16 protein-coding genes and 3 pseudogenes are annotated in these 17,636 nt (G+C 75.6%); 11 read left to right on the top strand and 8 right to left on the bottom strand.

Translation table 11 applies throughout. The features are described from left to right. Positions 1 to 3: 3 nt before the first annotated feature. A pseudogene (gene sucB / locus ACQFYA_RS12425) lies at positions 4 to 1,789 on the bottom strand (2-oxoglutarate dehydrogenase, E2 component, dihydrolipoamide succinyltransferase). A 251-nt stretch (positions 1,790 to 2,040) separates the two neighbouring features. On the opposite strand from sucB, the gene ACQFYA_RS12420 reads away from it, so the two are divergent. After that, positions 2,041 to 2,385 carry an oxidoreductase gene (locus ACQFYA_RS12420; RefSeq protein WP_499124553.1) on the top strand — a complete coding sequence of 115 codons (345 nt, stop codon included), beginning with the start codon at positions 2,041 to 2,043 and terminating at the stop codon, positions 2,383 to 2,385. A gap of 14 nt (positions 2,386 to 2,399) precedes the next feature. Then, the gene (locus ACQFYA_RS12415) at positions 2,400 to 3,155 is read left to right on the top strand and encodes a class I SAM-dependent methyltransferase (protein ID WP_499124551.1); all 756 of its coding nucleotides are present in this window, start codon (positions 2,400 to 2,402) and stop codon (positions 3,153 to 3,155) included. 104 nt (positions 3,156 to 3,259) lie between these two features. Here the strand turns inward: ACQFYA_RS12415 and ACQFYA_RS12410 are convergent, their stop codons facing one another. Next, positions 3,260 to 4,756, bottom strand: a complete 1,497-nt coding sequence (locus ACQFYA_RS12410) for a leucyl aminopeptidase (RefSeq protein ID WP_499124549.1) — start codon at positions 4,754 to 4,756, stop codon at positions 3,260 to 3,262. A gap of 129 nt (positions 4,757 to 4,885) precedes the next feature. Between ACQFYA_RS12410 and ACQFYA_RS12405 the strand changes: the two genes are divergently transcribed. From ACQFYA_RS12405 to ACQFYA_RS12390, 4 genes are read left to right on the top strand one after another with little or no spacing between them, the layout of a single operon-like run. Then, positions 4,886 to 5,245, top strand: coding sequence for a hypothetical protein (locus ACQFYA_RS12405; protein ID WP_499124547.1), 360 nt, complete (start codon positions 4,886 to 4,888; stop codon positions 5,243 to 5,245). After that, positions 5,242 to 5,739: a hypothetical protein gene (locus ACQFYA_RS12400; RefSeq protein WP_499124546.1), complete on the top strand. Its 498-nt coding sequence runs from the start codon at positions 5,242 to 5,244 to the stop codon at positions 5,737 to 5,739. The genes ACQFYA_RS12405 and ACQFYA_RS12400 overlap by 4 nt, the downstream gene beginning before the upstream one ends. Next, entirely contained in the window at positions 5,739 to 6,839 is a 1,101-nt protein-coding gene (locus ACQFYA_RS12395; RefSeq protein ID WP_499124544.1) for a quinone-dependent dihydroorotate dehydrogenase, read from the top strand. Before ACQFYA_RS12400 ends, ACQFYA_RS12395 begins: the two co-directional genes overlap by 1 nt. Further along, on the top strand, positions 6,836 to 7,042 hold the full coding sequence (locus tag ACQFYA_RS12390) for a hypothetical protein (RefSeq protein ID WP_499124542.1): 207 nt from the start codon (positions 6,836 to 6,838) through the stop codon (positions 7,040 to 7,042). Before ACQFYA_RS12395 ends, ACQFYA_RS12390 begins: the two co-directional genes overlap by 4 nt. Before the next feature lie 6 nt (positions 7,043 to 7,048). Here the strand turns inward: ACQFYA_RS12390 and ACQFYA_RS12385 are convergent, their stop codons facing one another. Together ACQFYA_RS12385 and ACQFYA_RS12380 are read right to left on the bottom strand one after the other, a co-directional pair. Further along, positions 7,049 to 8,161, bottom strand: coding sequence for an aminotransferase-like domain-containing protein (locus tag ACQFYA_RS12385; protein ID WP_499124540.1), 1,113 nt, complete (start codon positions 8,159 to 8,161; stop codon positions 7,049 to 7,051). A gap of 154 nt (positions 8,162 to 8,315) precedes the next feature. Then, positions 8,316 to 8,549 (bottom strand): annotated as a pseudogene (locus ACQFYA_RS12380) (GntR family transcriptional regulator); the annotation flags it as partial. A gap of 61 nt (positions 8,550 to 8,610) precedes the next feature. On the opposite strand from ACQFYA_RS12380, the gene yczE reads away from it, so the two are divergent. Continuing rightward, positions 8,611 to 9,480, top strand: a complete 870-nt coding sequence (gene yczE, locus ACQFYA_RS12375) for a membrane protein YczE (RefSeq protein WP_499124538.1) — start codon at positions 8,611 to 8,613, stop codon at positions 9,478 to 9,480. A gap of 97 nt (positions 9,481 to 9,577) precedes the next feature. Here the strand turns inward: yczE and ACQFYA_RS12370 are convergent, their stop codons facing one another. Together ACQFYA_RS12370 and ACQFYA_RS12365 are read right to left on the bottom strand one after the other, a co-directional pair. Then, positions 9,578 to 10,591 carry an aldo/keto reductase family protein gene (locus tag ACQFYA_RS12370; protein WP_499124537.1) on the bottom strand — a complete coding sequence of 338 codons (1,014 nt, stop codon included), beginning with the start codon at positions 10,589 to 10,591 and terminating at the stop codon, positions 9,578 to 9,580. Between the two features lie 34 nt (positions 10,592 to 10,625). Further along, positions 10,626 to 11,243: a DUF3043 domain-containing protein gene (locus ACQFYA_RS12365; protein ID WP_499124535.1), complete on the bottom strand. Its 618-nt coding sequence runs from the start codon at positions 11,241 to 11,243 to the stop codon at positions 10,626 to 10,628. 39 nt (positions 11,244 to 11,282) lie between these two features. Between ACQFYA_RS12365 and ACQFYA_RS12360 the strand changes: the two are divergent. Further along, positions 11,283 to 12,724: pseudogene (locus tag ACQFYA_RS12360) on the top strand (dipeptidase). 60 nt (positions 12,725 to 12,784) lie between these two features. On the opposite strand, the gene ACQFYA_RS12355 reads toward ACQFYA_RS12360, so the two are convergent. Beyond that, on the bottom strand, positions 12,785 to 13,147 hold the full coding sequence (locus ACQFYA_RS12355) for an Hpt domain-containing protein (protein WP_499124533.1): 363 nt from the start codon (positions 13,145 to 13,147) through the stop codon (positions 12,785 to 12,787). Further along, complete coding sequence (locus ACQFYA_RS12350) at positions 13,144 to 13,530, bottom strand: response regulator (protein ID WP_499124532.1); 387 nt, start codon at positions 13,528 to 13,530, stop codon at positions 13,144 to 13,146. Before ACQFYA_RS12350 ends, ACQFYA_RS12355 begins: the two co-directional genes overlap by 4 nt. Positions 13,531 to 13,640: 110 nt before the next feature. Here ACQFYA_RS12350 and ACQFYA_RS12345 point away from each other — a divergent pair, with 110 nt between their 5' ends. Genes ACQFYA_RS12345 through ACQFYA_RS12335 form a run of 3 tightly spaced genes read left to right on the top strand, consistent with a single transcriptional unit; the run spans position 13,641 to position 17,624 of the window. Further along, on the top strand, positions 13,641 to 16,589 hold the full coding sequence (locus ACQFYA_RS12345) for an ATP-binding response regulator (protein ID WP_499124530.1): 2,949 nt from the start codon (positions 13,641 to 13,643) through the stop codon (positions 16,587 to 16,589). Continuing rightward, on the top strand, positions 16,586 to 17,092 hold the full coding sequence (locus ACQFYA_RS12340) for a pyruvoyl-dependent arginine decarboxylase (protein ID WP_499124529.1): 507 nt from the start codon (positions 16,586 to 16,588) through the stop codon (positions 17,090 to 17,092). The genes ACQFYA_RS12345 and ACQFYA_RS12340 overlap by 4 nt, the downstream gene beginning before the upstream one ends. After that, on the top strand, positions 17,082 to 17,624 hold the full coding sequence (locus tag ACQFYA_RS12335) for a hypothetical protein (protein WP_499124527.1): 543 nt from the start codon (positions 17,082 to 17,084) through the stop codon (positions 17,622 to 17,624). Before ACQFYA_RS12340 ends, ACQFYA_RS12335 begins: the two co-directional genes overlap by 11 nt. Positions 17,625 to 17,636 lie beyond the last annotated feature (12 nt).

The following is a 17,636-nucleotide window of genomic DNA, read 5'->3' as shown; positions in this document are numbered from 1 at the left end:
AGGTCAGAGACCGACCTCGGACTCGAACGCGCCCTCCTCGATCCGCGCCTTGACGGCGGTGAGGAAGCGCGCGGCGTCCGCACCGTCGACCAGGCGGTGGTCGTAGGAGAGGAACAGGTACGCGAACTGGCGGATGGCGATGGTCTCCTCGCCGTCCGGGCCGGTCACGACGGCCGGCTTCTTGGTGATGGTGCCGGTGCCGAGGATCGCGACCTGACCGCCCGGGACGATCGGCGTGTCGATGAGCGCGCCGCCCGAGCCGGTGTTCGTGATCGTGAAGGTCGCGCCGGACAGCTCGTCCGGGCCGACCTTGTTGGCGCGGGTGCGAGCACCCAGGTCGCCGATCTGGCGGGCGATGCCCGCGAGGTTCAGGTCGCCCGCGTTCTTGATGACCGGGACCACCAGGCCACGCTCGGTGTCGACGGCGATGCCGACGTTCTCCGCGGGGTGGTAGGTGATCTCGCCCTTCTCCTGGTCGATCGACGCGTTGATCTTCGGGAACGCCTTGAGCGCCTCGACCGCGGCGAGCGTGTAGAACGGCAGGTAGGTGAGGTTCGCGCCCTCGCGGGACTTGAACGACTCCTTGGCCTTCGCGCGGAGCTTGGCCACCTTGGTGACGTCCACCTCGACCACGGTGGTGAGCTGGGCCTGCGTGTGCAGGGACTCGACCATGCGCTCGGCGACGATCTTGCGCAGGCGCGACATCTTCTCCGTGGTGCCCCGCAGCGGGGAGACCGGCGGCACGGCCGCCGGCTTCGCGGCGGGGGCAGCGGGAGCGGCGGGTGCCGCGGCGGCCGGAGCAGGGGCGGCGGCCTTCTCGGCCGCGGCCAGCACGTCCTCCTTGCGGATGCGGCCGCCGACGCCGGTGCCCTGGATCGCGGAGACGTCCACGCCCTTCACGGCGGCGAGCTTGCGGACCAGCGGCGTGAGGTACGAGCCCTTGCCCGCGGCGGGGGCGGGGGCGGGCGGGGGCCCGCCCCCCCGCGGCCCCCGCGGCGCCCGGCCCCGCGGGCGCGCGGGCGCTGCCGGCCCAGCCCCCCGCCGCCCTGCCCCCCCCCCCCCCCCCGGGGGGGGGCCCCCCCGCCGCGCGGCCCCGCCCCCCGCCCCCGGGGGGGGGGGGCGGGGGGCCCGGGCTCGGCCGCGGCACCGGAGCCGACGATCGCCAGGACGGCGCCGACCTCGACGGTCGCGTCCTCCTCCACGAGGAGCTGCTGCACGGTGCCGGCCACGGGGACGGGATCTCGGTGTCGACCTTGTCGGTCGAGACCTCGAGCAGCGGCTCGTCGACCTCCACCGAGTCGCCGACGGCCTTGAGCCAGCGGGTGACGGTGCCCTCGGTGACGGACTCGCCCAGGGCGGGCAGCGTCACCTCGGTGCCCTCGCCACCACCGGCGGCGGGCGCCTCGGCGGCGGGGGTCTCGGCGGGCTCGTCGGCGGCGGGTGCGGGGGCCTCGGCGGGCGCGGCCGGTGCGTCGGGCTCGGGGGCGGGTGCCTCGGACTCGGCGGCGGGGGCCTCGGCGGCAGGAGCGGCGTCGCCGCCGCCCGCACCGGAGCCGTCACCGATCACGGCGAGGGTGGCACCGACCTCGACGGTGTCGTCCTCCTCGACGAGGATCTGCTCGAGCACACCGGCGATCGGCGACGGGATCTCCGTGTCGACCTTGTCGGTCGAGACCTCCAGCAGGGGCTCGTCGACGGCGACGGTGTCGCCGACGGCCTTGAGCCATCGGGTGACGGTGCCCTCGGTGACGGACTCGCCGAGTGCAGGGAGCTGCACGTTCTCAGACATGACCTGTGGAGTCTCCTTCGATCAGTGGGTCAGGCGACGTGCCGAGGCGAGCCGGTCCTGCCGGCCCGCGACATCTCTGGTTGCCGCGTTCTGGTCACTGCCCGTCATCTTGTCACCTTCACGGGGGTCGCCCCAATCGTTCGGGGTCCAGGTCGGTGTGACGCTGGGTACACCTGACCGGCCCATGACCTCCAGGACACCTCCGGACCGTCTGCAGAACATGGTGCCGATCGCGGCGGTAGTCTCGCGCCATGTCGCTCAGGACCTCGCTGGGACGCCTGCTGGGCAGGACGTCGTCGCCGGCCCCCGGCGCCGCACCGACCTCCGGCTCGCGGGGCGAGACCGTGGCGTACCTCCAGGACTTCGTCCGGACGCGGGTGGGCGTCGAGGCCTACGTGGAGCCGCCCAACGCGCAGACGCCGACGACGGTGCTGCTGGTCGCGACCACGGGTGAGTGGACGCGCCGCCGTGTCCCCGACGAGCGCACCGGGTTCGAGGTGGCGCGGTCGCTGGGCGTGCCGGTCTACAACGTGCGGTTCACGGGCTACCCGCAGCGCATGCGGGACTGGAGCTCCGCCCAGCGCCGCAAGCGCTGAGCGGGCGGCTTCCGATGGACGGCGGTGGTGCGGAGCGGTGGTCGGCGGTCACCGCGGGGTGGGCGGAGCACTGGGGGTCGTTCGCCGCGCCGGTGTGGGACCCGCTGCTGGCCGCGGCCGGGGTGGGTCCCGGCACGCGCGTGCTCGACGTCGGGTGCGGCACGGGGGAGCTGCTGGCCCGGCTCGAGCGGGCGGGGGCGGTCGTCGTCGGCGTGGACCCGGCGCCCGAGATGGTGGCGCACGCGCGTGAGCACCACCCCGGCGCGACCGTGCGCGACGGCGACGCCGAGCACCTGCCGTTCGACGACGGAGGGTTCGACGTCGTCCTCGCCGTGAACGCGCTCCAGCTCGCGGACGACACCCGCGGCGCGCTGACCGAGGCCGCCCGTGTGCTGGCGCCCGGCGGGCGCGTGGGGCTGGCCGGCTGGGCCGAGGGGGCGCGCAACGACCTGGACGTCGTCGAGCGCGCCGTCGCCGCGGCCTTCGAGGAGGTGGTGGCGCCCGACGGCCCGCTGCGTCCGGAGGGCGGGCTCGAGGAGGCCCTCGCCGACGCCGGCCTGGACGTCGTGGTCGCGGGCGTGGTCGAGGCGGCTTGGACGGCGGCCGACGACGCGCGGCTCGTGCGCGGCGTCCTGCTCGGCGAGGACCCCGCGACGCTGGCCGAGCTCACGCCCGTCGTGGTCGGGGCGGCGGCGCCCTTCCGCGTGCCGGGCGGCGGCTACCGGCTGGTCAACTCGCTCCGGTACGCGGTCGGCCGCACGCGCGGCTGAGTGCCGGCGCCGACCGGGTGCGGGGACGACGACGGCGCCCGTCCGCCGTGGCGGAGGGGCGCCGTGGTCGCGAGTCGAGTCGAGTCGAGTCGGGGCAGGGCGGGTCAGCGCTCCGCGCGGGCCTCGAGGAACGCGAGCAGCGTGCGCACGCCGACGCCGGTGCCGCCGGCCGGGGTGTACCCGAACGACGAGCCCTCGTTGTACGACGGGCCTGCGATGTCGAGGTGCGCCCAGGGGGTGTCTCCCACGAACTCGGAGAGGAAGTGCGCGGCGAACAGCATGCCGCCCCAGCGGCTGGGCGCGGAGTTCACCATGTCCGCGACGTTCGACTTCAGGCCGGCCTTGAGCTCCGCGGGCATCGGCATCGGCCAGAACGCCTCGCCCGCCTCGTCGGCCGCGGCCTTGACCTCGTCGCGGACCTCGTCGGTGCCCATGACGCCGGAGGTGCGGTTGCCGAGCGCGACCATCTGGGCACCGGTGAGGGTGGCGATGTCGAGGACGACGTCGTGCCCGTCCTCGACGGCGGCGACCAGGCCGTCCGCCATGACGAGGCGGCCCTCGGCGTCGGTGTTGGTGACCTCGACGGTCTTGCCGCCGCGGATCGTGATGACGTCGGCCGGGCGCTGGGCGTTGCCGCCCGGCATGTTCTCGGCGAGGCAGAGGTAGCCGGTCACCGCGACGGGCAGCCCGAGGCGCGCGGCGGCGAGCACGGTGTGCAGCACCGCGGCGGCGCCCGCCATGTCGGACTTCATGGTCGGCATGCTGGCCGGCGGCTTGAGCGAGATGCCGCCGGTGTCGAAGGTGATGCCCTTGCCGACGATCGCGACCTTGGCCGTGGCCTTGGCGGGCGCGTACACGAGCTTGACGAGGCGCGGGCCGCGCGACGAGCCCTGGCCGACGCCCACGAGGCCGCCGTAGCCGCCGGCCGCGAGCTGCTTGTCGTCCAGCACGGTCACCTTGACGCCCTTGGCGCCGAGGGTCCGGACCGTCGCCCGGGCGGCGTCGGCGAACGCGGCCGGGTACAGCTCGTTGGGGGCGTCGTTGACGAGGTCGCGGGTGCCGTGCACCGCGGCGGCGAGCACCTCGGCGCGCGCGACGGCGGCCTTGGCGCGGCCCGAGCGGGCGAACGACGTGGCCACCTGGATGCTGCCGACGGCGCCCTTCTGGTCCTTGCCCGAGCGGTAGCGCGTGTAGGAGTAGGCGCCGAGCAGGGCGCCCTCCGCGACCGCGGCGAGCTCGTCCTCGTCCACGGCGGGCAGCGCGACGGCGACGGAGCCCGTGCCCGCGAGCTCGCGGGTCGCGGCGCCGGCGGCGGAGCGCAGCACCTCCTGCGCGAACGTGCCGTCGGCCCCGCGCTCGCCGAGCCCGGCCAGCACGAGGACGTCGGCCGCGACGCCGTCGCCGGCGGGCAGGCGGCGCACCTCGTCGGGGGCGCCCGTGACGCCGAGCCGGGGCGCGAGGGTCTCGATCTGCCGCACGAGCGCCTCGGGGAGCTGGTCCGCGACGACGGCGACGCCGTCCGACGTGGAGCAGGTCCCGACGACGAGCGCGTCGACCTTGAGAGCGGTGGGATTCTTGCCGGTGAGGGTGAGGTCAGCCACGCGCCGATGCTATCCCCGTCCCCGACCGCGCTGCTCCTCGTCCCTCCTCGTCGCTCGCCGCCGGCCTCCGTGCGGCGGCGCCCCCGTCGTGCCGCGTCGTCGCGCCCGGGCGGCCGGTAGTCTGCGGGCGTGGTTCTTCCCCTCCTGCTCCTCGTCCTGGTGGCGTGCGCCGCGCTCGCCGGGTGGGCGACGTGGTTCGCCGTCCGGGACCGGGCGGTGGTGCTGCGCCAGCTGTTCGGCGCCGCCGTGGTCGAGGCGCTCGTGATCGTCCAGGCCGTGGTGGCCGGCGTCCTGATGGTGACCCGGGACCACCCCGTCGACGGGCCGCTGTTCTGGGGCTACGTCGCCACGGCGCTGGTGGTGCTGCCGGTCGCCGCGATCTGGGCGTTCGCCGAGCGCACCAAGTGGTCGTCCGTCGTGCTGGCCGTCGCCGCCGTCACCGTCGGGTTCCTGGACTGGCGGCTCTGGCAGATCTGGGGAGCGGCATGAGCACGACGACACCGGGCACGTCGCCCGCACCGACGCCCGCCGGCCGGGGCCGCCGCACCGGCACCGGCTTCGGACGCCTGCTCGTGACGGTCTACGGCATCCTGGCGTTCGCCGCGATCGGCCGGTCGTCGTACGAGCTGGCGACCAAGTTCTCCGAGGCGCCCGTCGCCTACTGCCTGTCCACGCTCTCCGCCGTCGTGTACGTGCTCGCCACGGTCGCCCTGGCGAAGGGCGGCCCCCGGTGGCGCGTCGTCGCGTGGGTCACGGTGGGCTTCGAGGCCGTGGGCGTGCTCGCGGTCGGCGCGGCCTCGGTCGCGTCGCCGGACGTCTTCGGCGAGACCACCGTCTGGTCCGGCTTCGGGCAGGGCTACGGGTACGTGCCGCTGGTGCTGCCCTTCGTCGGGCTGTGGTGGCTCTGGCACACTCGCCCCGGCGCTCCCGCGCCGTCCGCACCCGAGCCGACAGTCCCTGACCAGCCCAGCCCGGAGGCCTGATGAGCCCGTACACCCTGCTGTTCAACGGCGTCTTCCGCCGGATGGACCCCGAGCGGGCGCACGAGCTCGCGTTCGGCGCCATCTCCCTCGCCGGCCGCGTGCCGGTGCTGCGCGACGTCGTCCAGGGCGCGCTCGCGCCGTTCCTGGGGCGCGGCAGCGGCGGGCCGGGCAGCATCGAGGTGCTCGGGCGCACCGTGCCGGCGCCGTTCGGCCTGGCCGGCGGGTTCGACAAGAACGCGCGGGCGGTCCGGGGCCTGACGATGCTCGGCTTCGGCTTCGTGGAGATCGGCACGGTCACCCCGCGCCCGCAGCCGGGCAACGAGCAGCCGCGCATGTGGCGCGAGCTCGACGTCCGGGGGGTCCGCAACCGGATGGGCTTCAACAACGAGGGCGCCCCCGCCGCCGCGGCCCGGCTGCGCGCGCTGCGCGCCACGCCCGCGGGCCGCGCGGTGGTGGTCGGCGCCAACATCGGCAAGAACAAGACGACGCCCGCCGAGGGTGCGGCCGACGACTACGCCGCCTGCGCGCGCGAGCTCGCGCCCTGGGCCGACTACCTCGTGGTGAACGTCTCCTCGCCGAACACCCCGGGGCTGCGCGACCTGCAGACCACGGCCGAGCTGCGCCCTATCCTCACCGCGGCGCGGGCCGCGGCCGACGAGGCGGCCGCCGTCGCGAGGACGCGCCGGGTGCCGCTGCTGGTGAAGATCGCCCCGGACCTGGCCGACGCCGACGTCGACGCCGTGGCGGACCTCGTCATCGAGCTCGGCCTGGACGGCGTGGTGGCCGTGAACACGACGATCGGCCACGACCGTGGCCCGGGTGGGCTGTCCGGGCCGCCGCTGCTGGAGCGCGGGCTGCAGGTCGTGACCCGGCTGCGCGAGCGGCTCGGGCCCGACCCCGCGGTCATCGGCGTCGGCGGCATCTCGGGCGCCGACGACGTGCGTGCGTACCTGCGCGCGGGGGCGGACCTGACCCAGGGCTACACGTCCTTCATCTACTCGGGCCCGCTGTGGCCGTCGAGGGTCAACCGCGCCCTGACCCGCACCCGCGGGTCGGTCGCGGCCGGGAGCATCTCCGGGGACTCGGGGGACGCAGCATGATCCAGGCACGCTGGGAGTGGACGCTGGACGACGCGGACGACCGCGCCCTGACCGTCCCGAGCCCGGTCTTCACGACGCAGTACGACGCCGAGCAGTGGCTCGGCGAGCACTGGCGAGAGCTGGCGGCCGCCGGCGCGACGCAGGCCCGCCTGCTGCACGACGGGGCCCAGGCGGCGCCCGGCGTGGTGCTGCCCGCCGTCTGACGGGCCTCAGCCGCTCACCTGCGCCCACGCGCGGGCCAGCCGCCCCACGGCGGTGGCCAGCTGCTCGGGCTCCCGGGTGAAGGTCAGGCGCACGCGGTCGCGGGAGGACCCGTCGGGCGTGAACGCGGGCCCGGGCGTGACGAGCACGCCGTGCGTCACGGCCGCCGCGGCCAGCGCCTGCGCGAGGGGCCGGCCCAGGTCGGCCCACAGGCACAGCCCGCCGCCGGGCACGGGCACGTGCCAGTCCGGCAGGGCGTCGCGCACGAGGTCGACGAGCAGGTCGCGGCGCGAGCGCAGCTCGGCGACGCGGCCCGGCAGGATCTCGTCGGCGCGGCGCAGGAGCTCGACGACCGCGAGCTGCTCGAGCACGGGCGTCGCGATGTCCGCGGACTGGCGCACCCGCGCGAGCCGTCGCACCACCTGGGGGTCGGCGCGCACCCACCCGACGCGCACCCCGCCCCAGAAGGACTTGGACGCGGACCCGATGGTGACGACGTGCGGCGACGCGCCGTCGCCGGCGACGGGCCCGGGGACCGCGGCGCCCGGGTCGAGCGCCAGGTCGGTGAGAGTCTCGTCGCCCACCACGGTGACGCCGGCGCGGTCCGCGAGGGCGCGCACGGCGGCGCGCTCGTCGGCGGACATGGTGCGGCCCGTGGGGTTGTGGAAGTCCGGGACGAGGTAGACGAGCCGCGGGCGCGTGCGCCGGACGGCGGACTCCAGCGTCTCGACGTCGCCGACGGGGACGCCGACGACCCGCCCGCCGATCCGGCGCGCGGGCTCGGGAGCGTGGAAGTACGTGGGGGACTCGACGACCATCGTCTCGCCGCGGCCGACGAACGCGTGCGTCAGGACGGCGATCGCCTGCTGCGCCCCGGTCGTCACGAGGATCTGCTCGGGCGTGGTCGGCACGCCGCGGGCGGTGTACCGGTCGGCGACCGCCGCCCGCAGGGCCTCGATCCCCAGGTGTGCGTACCCGCCCGTGCCGAGGTAGCCGGGCAGCACCTCGAGGGCGGCCGTGTAGGCGTCGTGCAGGGCGCTGGTGGCCGACGGGGTGGCCTGGGCGAGGTCGACCGCCCCCGCCGACCCCCCGGCGGCGGCGGCCGCTCCCCCCCACGCCACCCCCCCGGCCCCCCCCGCCCCGCACGCCCCCCCCCCGGCCCCCCCCCCGGCGCCCCCCCGCCCCCCCCGTCCCGGCGCCGCGCGGCAGCGTCGTGACGGTGCCGGAGCCCACGCGGCTGGCGAGGAAGCCGAGCTCGCGCAGGCGGGCGTACGCCCCCGAGGTCGTGGTGCGGGAGACGCGCAGGGCCGCGGCGAGCTCGCGCTCGCTGGGCACGCGCGTGAGCGGCGGCAGGCTCCCGGACAGGACGGCCGCGCGCAGGGCGTCCGCGAGGGCCAGGTAGGCCGGCCCGCCCGCGCGCCAGTCGCCCAGCAGGCGGGCCGTCGCGGCGGGGGAGAGCTGCCGGACGGCGGGCGGCGCGGGCGCGGCGGAGTTCGAGGTGACGGTCACGGGGCCACTGTCCGCCCATTGGATATGGAATGCAAGGCCATTGCGGCGGCAGGGTGGGAGCGTGAGCACGTCGACCACCTCCGCCCGCCGGCCCGCCTTCGCCGGCCCCCGCCGCCTCCAGGGACTGCGCCGCAGACGCGTGGGCGCCCTTCGGCCTGTCCCGTCCGCCGCACCGTCCGTGGGCAAGGCCGCGGTGTCCTGGGGGCCGGTCCGCCGCGGGGCCCAGCTCCTCCTGGGGCTGCTCGGCTACACGTGGTCGATGGCGATGCTGCTGCACGCCGGCCAGGGCGGCACGCCGTGGGACGTGCTGCACCAGGGCGTGGTGCGGGCGACGGGCCTCGGGTTCGGCGCCGTCGTCGCGGTGACGTCGGTGCTGGTGCTGCTCGCCTGGGTCCCGCTGCGGCAGCGGCCCGGCATCGGCACCGTGGCGAACGTCGTCGTCATCAGCCTGGCGGTCGGGCCGTGCCTGGCCGCGATGGCGTGGCTCGCGCCGGACCCCGGGCCGGTCGCCGGCGTCGCCCTGGCCCTCGGTGGCATCGTCCTGAACGGCGTCGCCACGGCGGCCTACATCGGCGTGCGGCTGGGGCCGGGGCCGCGCGACGGGCTGATGACCGGGCTCGTGCAGCGCACCGGCGGGTCCGTGCGGCTCGTGAAGACCGGCATCGAGGTGAGCGTCGTGCTGGCGGGCGTGCTCCTCGGCGGCACCTTCGGCTGGGCGACGGTCGCGTACGCGTTCGGCGTCGGCCCGGTCGTGCAGGCCACGGTGCGCTGGCGGTGGCTCGTGCCCGCGGGCCTCACGGGCGAGGCGGCACGGCCCGCCCCGGGGCGGGCGTCGGTGCCCGGCGCCGTGGAGCGTCGCGGTGTGGAGCGGCGCGGCCGCGAGGTCGCCCGTGCCCTCGACACGATCGCTCGGGAGCACCGGGAACTGTGACCGCCTTCCAGCACGTGATCCCTCGTGTCATGACCTGTCATGACACGAGGGATCACGTGCTGGAAGGCACGAGGCACGACGCCGCGGGCGGGCGTCGTCAGGCGACGCGTGCCCGCGGCGCGTTCTCGGCGGTCTTGGCCGGGTCGCGCTCGACGACGTCGCCGAGGACGTCGTCGATGCGGGCCAGGAGCTCGGCCGGGATGGTCACGCCGGAGGCCTTGACGTTCTCCGCCACCTGCTCGGGCCGCGAGGCGCCGACGAGGGCGGCCGCGACGTTGTCGTTCTGCAGCACCCAGGCGACGGCGAGCTGCGCCATCGACAGGCCGAGCTCGTCGGCGACGGGCCGCAGGCCCTGCACGCGGGTCAGCACGTCGTCGTCGAGGAACCGGCGGATGCTCTGCGCGCCGCCCTTGGTGTCCGTCGCGCGCGAGCCGGCGGGCAGCGGCTGGCCGGGCAGGTACTTGCCCGACAGGACGCCCTGCGCCATCGGCGACCACACGATCTGCGACAGCCCGCACTCCTGCGAGGCCGGCACGACCTCGTCCTCGATGACGCGCCAGAGCATGGAGTACTGCGGCTGGGAGGAGATGAGCTGGAAGCCGAGGTCCTTGGCCAGGGCCGCCCCGGCGCGGATCTGGTCGGCGGACCACTCGGAGACGCCGATGTACAGGGCCTTGCCCTGGCGGACGATGTCCGCGAACGCCTGCATCGTCTCCTCGAGCGGCGTCTCGGTGTCGTACCGGTGCGCCTGGTAGAGGTCGACGTAGTCCGTGCCGAGGCGCTTCAGCGAGCCGTTGATCGACTCCATCACGTGCTTGCGCGAGAGGCCCGTGTCGTTGGGGCCGCCCGGCCCCGTGGGCCAGTAGACCTTGGTGAAGATCTCCAGCGACTCGCGCCGCTCGCCCGCCAATGCGTCGCCGAGCACCTGCTCGGCCTTCGTGTTCGCGTAGACGTCGGCGGTGTCGAACGTCGTGATGCCCGCGTCGAGCGCGGCCCGCACGCACTGCGTCGCGATGTCGTTCTCGACCTGCGAGCCGTGGGTGAGCCAGTTGCCGTAGGTGATCTCGGAGATCTTCAGACCGCTGTTGCCGAGGTACCGGTAGTTGACCATGCGCTCACCCTAGGGCGGGCGCACGGCCCGGAGATCACTCCGGCCAGACGCCGTGCTTCTTCGACGACGGCTTGGGCAGGCGCGAGCGGCGGATCTGGAACGCGCGCATGACGGCGTACATCATCGTGCCCTTCGGGACGTCGCCGAACTTGACCCGCAGCCGCTTCTTGAGGCCGCGCCACAGCAGGAACGCGTCGGCGATGGTCAGCAGCACGACGGCGTACAGCAGCACCAGCACGAGCGCGGAGAGCGTGACGTTCTGCATGAAGATCAGGTTCAGCACGATGAAGCCGAACGCGACGGGCAGGAAGAACTCGCCGAGGTTCCACCGGGCGTCGACGTAACCGCGCACGTAGCGCTTGACCGGGCCCTTGTCGCGGGGCGGCAGGTGGCGCTCGTCGCCGGTCTGCATCGCCTTGTACTCGACGTTGCGCTGCTCGCGCGCCTTCTCCCGCGCCGCCTTCGTCGCGGCCTTGCGGTCGTTCGGGACGAGGGGTCGCTTGTTCGCGGCCTCGGCCACGCTGCGCTTGGGCGTGGGGCGTCCCTTGCCGGTGGCGGGCGCACCCGACCTCTCGATCTCGGACGCCGCGTCGACGGGGTCGGTGGAGTCGGGGGACGACGGCGTCGCGTCGGACTTGTTGCGGGAGAACACGCTCCCAGGGTAGTCGAGCGCGCGGGTAGCGTGAGCCGCGTGACCGACACCCATCGCACCGCTCCCGACGCCACGCCGATCGGCGACGACGCCACCACCCTGCGCGCGCACGTCGAGCGGCTGTTCCCCGCCCTCCAGGCCGACCTCGAGCGCCTGGTGCGCATCCCGAGCGTCTCCGCCGCCGCCTTCGACCAGGCCCACGTGGCCGCGAGCGCCGACGCCGTGGCCGCGATGCTGGGCGACGCGGGTCTGCCCGACGTGCGGATCCTGCGCTCCGACCGGCCCGACGGCACGCCGGGGGCGCCCGCCGTGGTCGCGCGGCGGCCCGCGCCCGAGGGTGCGCCGACCGTGCTGCTCTACGCGCACCACGACGTCCAGCCGCCGGGGGACGCCGCGGCGTGGGCGACCGACCCGTTCGAGCCGGTGCAGGTGGGCGAGCGGCTCTACGGCCGGGGCGCCGCGGACGACAAGGCGGGGCTGGTCGCGCACGTCGGCGCGCTGCGCGCCCTCGCCGCGCTGGGCGACGAGACGGGCGAGGTCTGCCGGTCGGGATCACCGTCTTCGTGGAGGGGGAGGAGGAGTCGGGGTCCCCGAGCTTCCGCCAGTTCCTCGCGGACCACCGCGAGCTGCTCGCCGCCGACGTCATCGTGGTCGCGGACTCCACCAACTGGAAGGTGGGCGTGCCCGCCCTCACCACGTCGCTGCGCGGCCTGGTCGACGGCGTCGTCGAGGTCGAGGTGCTCGGGCACGCGGTGCACTCCGGCATGTTCGGCGGGCCGGTGCTGGACGCGAACACGCTGCTCGCCCGGCTGATCGCGACCCTGCACGACGACGCGGGGAACGTCGCCGTCCCCGGGCTCGTCAGCGCGCCGGAGCCCGAGGTCGACTACGACGAGGCCGCCTTCCGCGCCGACTCCTCCGTGCTCGACGGCATGGCGCTCGCGGGCGAGGGCACCATCGCGGGCCGGCTGTGGACCAAGCCCGCGCTGTCCGTGATCGGCATCGACGCCACGAGCGTCGCGCACGCCTCGAACACGATCGCGCCCCGCGCGGCGGCGAAGCTCTCCCTGCGCATCCCGCCGGGCCAGGAGCCGCAGGCCGCGGAGGACGCGCTGCGCGCCCACCTCGAGGCGAGCGCGCCGTTCGGGGCGCGGGTCACGTGGCGGCCGGGGGAGCAGGGCCGGGCGTTCCACGCCGCGGAGGACACCGCGGCGATGCGCGCCGCCCGGTCGGCGTTCGCCGCCGCCTGGGGCACCGACCCCGTGGACGTCGGGGTGGGCGGGTCCATCCCGTTCATCGCCGACCTGCTCGAGTTCTTCCCCGGGGCCGCCGTGCTCGTCACGGGAGTCGAGGACCCGGACTCCCGCGCCCACGGCGCCGACGAGTCCGTGCACCTGGGGGAGCTGCGCCACGTCGTGCTCGCCGAGGCGCTGCTCCTGCGCCAGGTCGCGCAGGCGGCCGACGAGGTGCGCGAGGGCTGATGGAGGACGTGCCGGGCTGACGCGCCGGCCCGTGTGCCGGGTGACGGCCGCGGGCTCCTGCTAGGCGGAAGCCCGGCGCGCCGCGTCGCGGAGCCGGTCCAGTGCGGCCGGGACGTCGGCGTCGCGCGCGTCGCGCAGGACCGTCTCCAGCCGTCGTGCCGCCTCGGTGAGGGCGGCGTCGCCGAAGGTGCCCGCCGAGCCCGCGACCGTGTGGCACAGCTGCGCCGCCTCGTCGCGCGCCGCGTCCCCGAGGGGGGTGCCGGGCGCCGCGAGCAGCTCGGCCGCGCGCTCGACGCGGTCGACGTTGCGCTCGTGCGCCCGCCGCGCCAGCCGCGCGACGGCCTCGTCCAGCGCGTCGTCCGCCCTGTCGTCCGCCCCGGCGTCCCGGGTGCGCGCACGGGCGCCGTCCTCGGCCGAGGTCACGCGTCCCACCCGAGCGCGTCGGCGAGCTGGCGCGACAGGCTCAGCGGGTCGAACGGCTTGGTGATCACCGTGACCGCCCCGAGCCCGTCGAGGCGCGAGATGTCCTGGGCGCCCACCTTCGCGGTGAGGAAGACGACCGGCACCTCCCGCAGCGACTCGACCTCGCGCATGCGGGCCAGCACCGTCGGGCCGTCGAGCACCGGCATCATGACGTCGAGGAGGACTGCGTCCGGACGGACCCGACGGGCGACCTCGAGACCTTCCGCCCCGTCGCCGGCCGTGTGCACCTCGTGGCCGCCGACCGCGGAGAGCGCCAACGCCGCCACCTCACGGATCGACGGGTCGTCGTCGATGACCACCACGCGCCGGCCGACCGTCCCCACCTGCCGCGTCCCCCCGTCCGCTGGCCACTCGTCCGACGACCGTACCGCGACGCCGCGGACGTCGCTCCTCGTCCGGCGCGTCCGACAACCGTCTCCTACGCTCGGGTCGCATGGGGGAGGCTCGACGGGCTGCTGCGCAGGCCGAGGACAACTTCGAGCGCTGGTGCTGGGTGGCCGGCATCGCGGTCCTCGCACTCGTCGTCGTGCTCGCCGGGCCCTTCGACCAGACGACGCGCGCGGACATCTCCCGGCTGGCCATCGCGGCGGCCGGCGTCGTCGCGGCGGTGAGCTGCGGGTGGCGTGCGGTGCGGTCGACCGGCCGCCGCCGGCGAGCGTGGGGGATGCTCTCCCTCGGCGGGATCGTCGGCCTGCTCGGCAACCTCTACGCCGGGATCGTCGGGGACCCCGAGACCGGGGACGCCGCCTACATCGCCGCCCTCCTGCTCGGCGTGATCGGCCTCGCGTTCTTCCCCACGGTCCGCCCGCGCGGTCAGGAGATCGTGCGCATGCTGCTCGACAGCGTCGTCGTCGGCGGGTCGGTCCTGTACATCGCCCTCTTCGCCGTCGCGCTCGAGGGGAACGTCTGGGAGGCGCAGCCGACTCTCACGGCCTACGCCCTGCCGGTGGTGGACGCGCTGCTCGCCACCCTCGCCGTCCTCGTCCTGACGCGCTCGAGCGCCGCGGAGCGCGTGCCGCTGGGCCTCGTGGGCAGCGGGTTCGTGCTGTACGCGGTGGCCGACGTCGCGTTCGCCCTCCTGTCGGCGCAGGGCGGGTTCACGTTCGGCAGCCCCGTGGACGCCGGGTGGGTCGGGGGCTACGTCGCGATCGCGCTCGCGGCGCGGCACCCGGCGGCGTCCGGCAGCCCGGTCACCAGCCGGCGCACCGACGGGGCGCCGGTGCTCGGCACCGTCGTGACCTTCAGCCTGTTCCTCGTGGCCGCGCTGGTGCGCGTGGTCCAGGCGGGCCAGGGCGCCCCGTGGGTGGCGAACGCGCTGTGGGTCGCCGTGCTCGTCGCCGTCGTCGTGCGGCAGATCCTCGTGGTCGTCGACAACGAGTCCTTGCGCGACGGCCTCGAGCGCCGGGTGGAGGAGCGCACGGACCAGCTGCGCTCCCTGGCGAGCGAGCGCGAGCGCACGTTGGAGTCCGTGGCCGACGGGATCTACGGGGTCGACCCGGCGGGGCGGGTGACCTTCGTCAACGCGGCCGGGGCGCGGACGCTCGGCGCGCACCCCGCGGACCTGGTGGGGCACGACGCGCACGCCACCTTCCACGCGCCCGCCGAGGACGGCTCCCCGTACCCCGCGGAGCACTGCTACATCACCGAGGCCGTGCGCGACGGCGTCACCTCCACGGCCGAGCAGGACGTGTACCGACGGCTCGACGGCAAGGACGTGCCCGTCGAGGTCACGGCCAGCCCCCTGCGCGAGGGCGCGGGGATCCGCGGAGCGGTCGTGGTCTTCCGCGACATCACCGAGCGGCGCGAGGTGGAGCGCATCAAGGACGAGTTCGTGTCCGTGGTGAGCCACGAGCTGCGCACCCCGCTCACGTCCATCCGCGGGGCCCTCGGCCTCCTCGACGGCGGCGTGCTCGCCGGCTCGCCCGAGCAGGCGTCGCGCATGGTCCGCATCGCCCTCACCAGCAGCGAGCGGCTCAGCCGCCTGGTCGACGACATCCTCGACATCGAGCGCATGGACGCCGGCACGACCCCCCTCGACCTGGCGGAGCACCCGGTCGACTCGCTCGTCGCGACCGCGGTGGACCAGGTGTCGATCCTGGCCGACGAGGCCGGGATCGTCCTGGAGCCCGCCGCCGGCCCGGAGCACGTGCGGGCGGACGGTGAGCGCATCGTGCAGACCCTCACCAACCTGCTGAGCAACGCCGTGAAGTTCTCCCCGCGCGGCAGCACCGTGCGGGTGACCGCCGCGCCGGTCGGCGACCTCGTCGAGCTGCGGGTCGACGACGAGGGGCGCGGCATCCCCCCGGACAAGCTCGAGGCCGTGTTCCGCCGGTTCGAGCAGGTGGACGCCTCCGACGCGCGCGAGCGCGGGGGCACCGGCCTCGGGCTGGCCATCGCCCGCAGCGTCGTCGAGCGGCACGGCGGGCGGGTCTGGGCCGTGAGCGAGGGCGAGGGCAGGGGGGCCAGCTTCCGCCTCACCCTGCGTCGCGTCGCGCCGCGCGCCCCGGACGAGGACAGGGCGGGGACCGCCGTCGTGGCAGCCCGCCCGTCCGTCCCGGAGGGACAGCACGCCGCCCCGACGACGCGGGTGGTCGTCGTGGACGACGACCCGTACGTCGTCGCCGTGCTGCGCGCGGTGCTGGAGGACCGGGGGTACCAGGTCGTCGGCGTGACCGACGGCCGGGCGGCGGTCGAGGTCGTCGAGGAGGAGCACCCCGCGGCGATCGTGCTCGACCTCGCGATGCCCGGCACCAGCGGGGCGGAGGTGCTGAGCCGGCTGCGGCACTCCGCCGCCACGGCCGAGGTGCCGGTCGTCGTCGTGTCGGGCACGCGGGCGGCGGACGCCCCGCCGGCGGCGGCGCTCGCGGACGGCTGGCTCGTCAAGCCCGTCGACCCCGAGCGCCTCGCCCGGACCGTCCGCGACGTCATCCGGCTGCGGCCGCACCACGACCGTGTCCTGGTCGTCGAGGACGACGACGACCTCCGGGTCGTCCTGGCGGCGGTCCTCGAGCAGCGCGGGCTCGTCGTGACCCAGGCGGGCTCGGTGCTCGAGGCGCGGCAGGCGATCGCGCAGGGCGACGACCCGGACCTCGTGCTCCTCGACCTCGCGCTCCCGGACGGCACCGGGCACGACCTCGTGGCCGACCTGCGCCGCGGCGGCCGGCTGCGGCGGGTCCCGCTCGTCGTCTACTCGGGTGCGGAGGTCGGGTCCCAGGAGCGCGCGGACCTCAGCCTGGGCCGCACCGTCTTCCTCACCAAGGGCCGCGAGGCCCCGGACGCCGTGCTGCGTCCCGTGCTCGACCTCCTGGACGCCGCCTCCGGCCGTACCGGGAACGAACCCCCTCCCGAATCCCCCGAACCCCCGTCACCGAGGACCTCATGAGCGACCCCCTGACCATCCGTGTGAGCGCCGGCACCGGCACCGGGCGGACGACCCTCGCCGCGTTCGACGCGGCCCTCGTCGCCGCGGGCGTGGGCGACTTCAACCTCGTGCGGCTCAGCTCCGTCGTCCCGCCCGGGAGCGTGATCCTCGAGGTGGACGGCCGCCGGCAGCTGCCCGGCGGCCACGGCGACGCGATGTACTGCGTGTACGCGGAGGCGCACGCCTCGCTCCCGGGCCACGAGGCGTGGGCGGGCGTCGCGTGGTCGCGACGCGACGACGGCAGCGGCGCGGGCCTCTTCGTCGAGCACGAGGGCCCCTCGCACGAGCAGGTCACCACCGACCTCACGCACAGCCTCGAGGACCTCTCGGCCGTCCGTGGGGGCAGGTACCACGCGGAGGGCAGGAAAACCGTGGGCCTCGCCTGCGAGTCGTTGCCCGTGTGCGCCGTGGTCGTCGCGACCTTCCGGCGCGTGGGGTGGGAGGAACTCACCGGTGCGCGCTGACGTGACCTTCGAGCCGACCGTGACCGGTGCGGTCGCCGAGCGCTTCTGGGACCTGTACCTCGAGGCCTTCGAGCCGCTGCGCACGCGGGCCGCCGCCCGGCACGTCCTGCACCGGGAGGAGTTCGACGAGGAGATGGCCGACCCGCGCGTGACCAAGCTCCTTGCCCACGACGAGCACGGCGCCGCGGTGGGGCTGACCACGCTCGCGACGGACCTCGCGGCGGTGCCGTGGGTCAGCCCCGAGTTCTTCGCCGAGCGGTACCCCGAGCACGCGGCCCGCGGGCGGGTCTGGTACATCGGTTTCACGCTCGCCCACCCCGGACGGCGCGCCACGCGCACGTTCATGGACATGATCGACGCCCTCGTCGCCCATCTCGCCGCGCACCAGGTGGTGTGCGCCTACGACGTCTCCCGGTTCAACGACGACTCGCTGCGCTTCGCCGACAACCTGCGCCGCCGGCTCGAGCGCACCCAGGACGTCACCGTGGAGACCGTCGACCGGCAGACGTACTACGCGACGACGTTCCACTGACCGCCCCGCCGG

This window comes from Promicromonospora sp. Marseille-Q5078, assembly GCF_050315395.1.
In the GTDB taxonomy this organism is placed as follows: domain Bacteria; phylum Actinomycetota; class Actinomycetes; order Actinomycetales; family Cellulomonadaceae; genus Isoptericola.
The sequence above is the reverse complement of the archived record's forward strand: the minus strand, read 5'-3'. Positions and strand labels throughout refer to the sequence as shown.

What these genes read in the sequence shown, in the direction of transcription:
- ACQFYA_RS12420 (WP_499124553.1), top strand. Translation starts at nt 2,041, where the DNA reads ATGTCGCTCAGGACCTCGCTGGGACGCCTGCTGGGCAGGACGTCGTCG.
- ACQFYA_RS12395 (WP_499124544.1), top strand. Translation starts at nt 5,739, where the DNA reads ATGAGCCCGTACACCCTGCTGTTCAACGGCGTCTTCCGCCGGATGGAC.
- ACQFYA_RS12390 (WP_499124542.1), top strand. Translation starts at nt 6,836, where the DNA reads ATGATCCAGGCACGCTGGGAGTGGACGCTGGACGACGCGGACGACCGC.
- ACQFYA_RS12370 (WP_499124537.1), bottom strand. Translation starts at nt 10,591, where the DNA reads ATGGTCAACTACCGGTACCTCGGCAACAGCGGTCTGAAGATCTCCGAG.
- ACQFYA_RS12340 (WP_499124529.1), top strand. Translation starts at nt 16,586, where the DNA reads ATGAGCGACCCCCTGACCATCCGTGTGAGCGCCGGCACCGGCACCGGG.
- ACQFYA_RS12415 (WP_499124551.1), top strand. Translation starts at nt 2,400, where the DNA reads ATGGACGGCGGTGGTGCGGAGCGGTGGTCGGCGGTCACCGCGGGGTGG.
- ACQFYA_RS12345 (WP_499124530.1), top strand. Translation starts at nt 13,641, where the DNA reads ATGGGGGAGGCTCGACGGGCTGCTGCGCAGGCCGAGGACAACTTCGAG.
- ACQFYA_RS12400 (WP_499124546.1), top strand. Translation starts at nt 5,242, where the DNA reads ATGAGCACGACGACACCGGGCACGTCGCCCGCACCGACGCCCGCCGGC.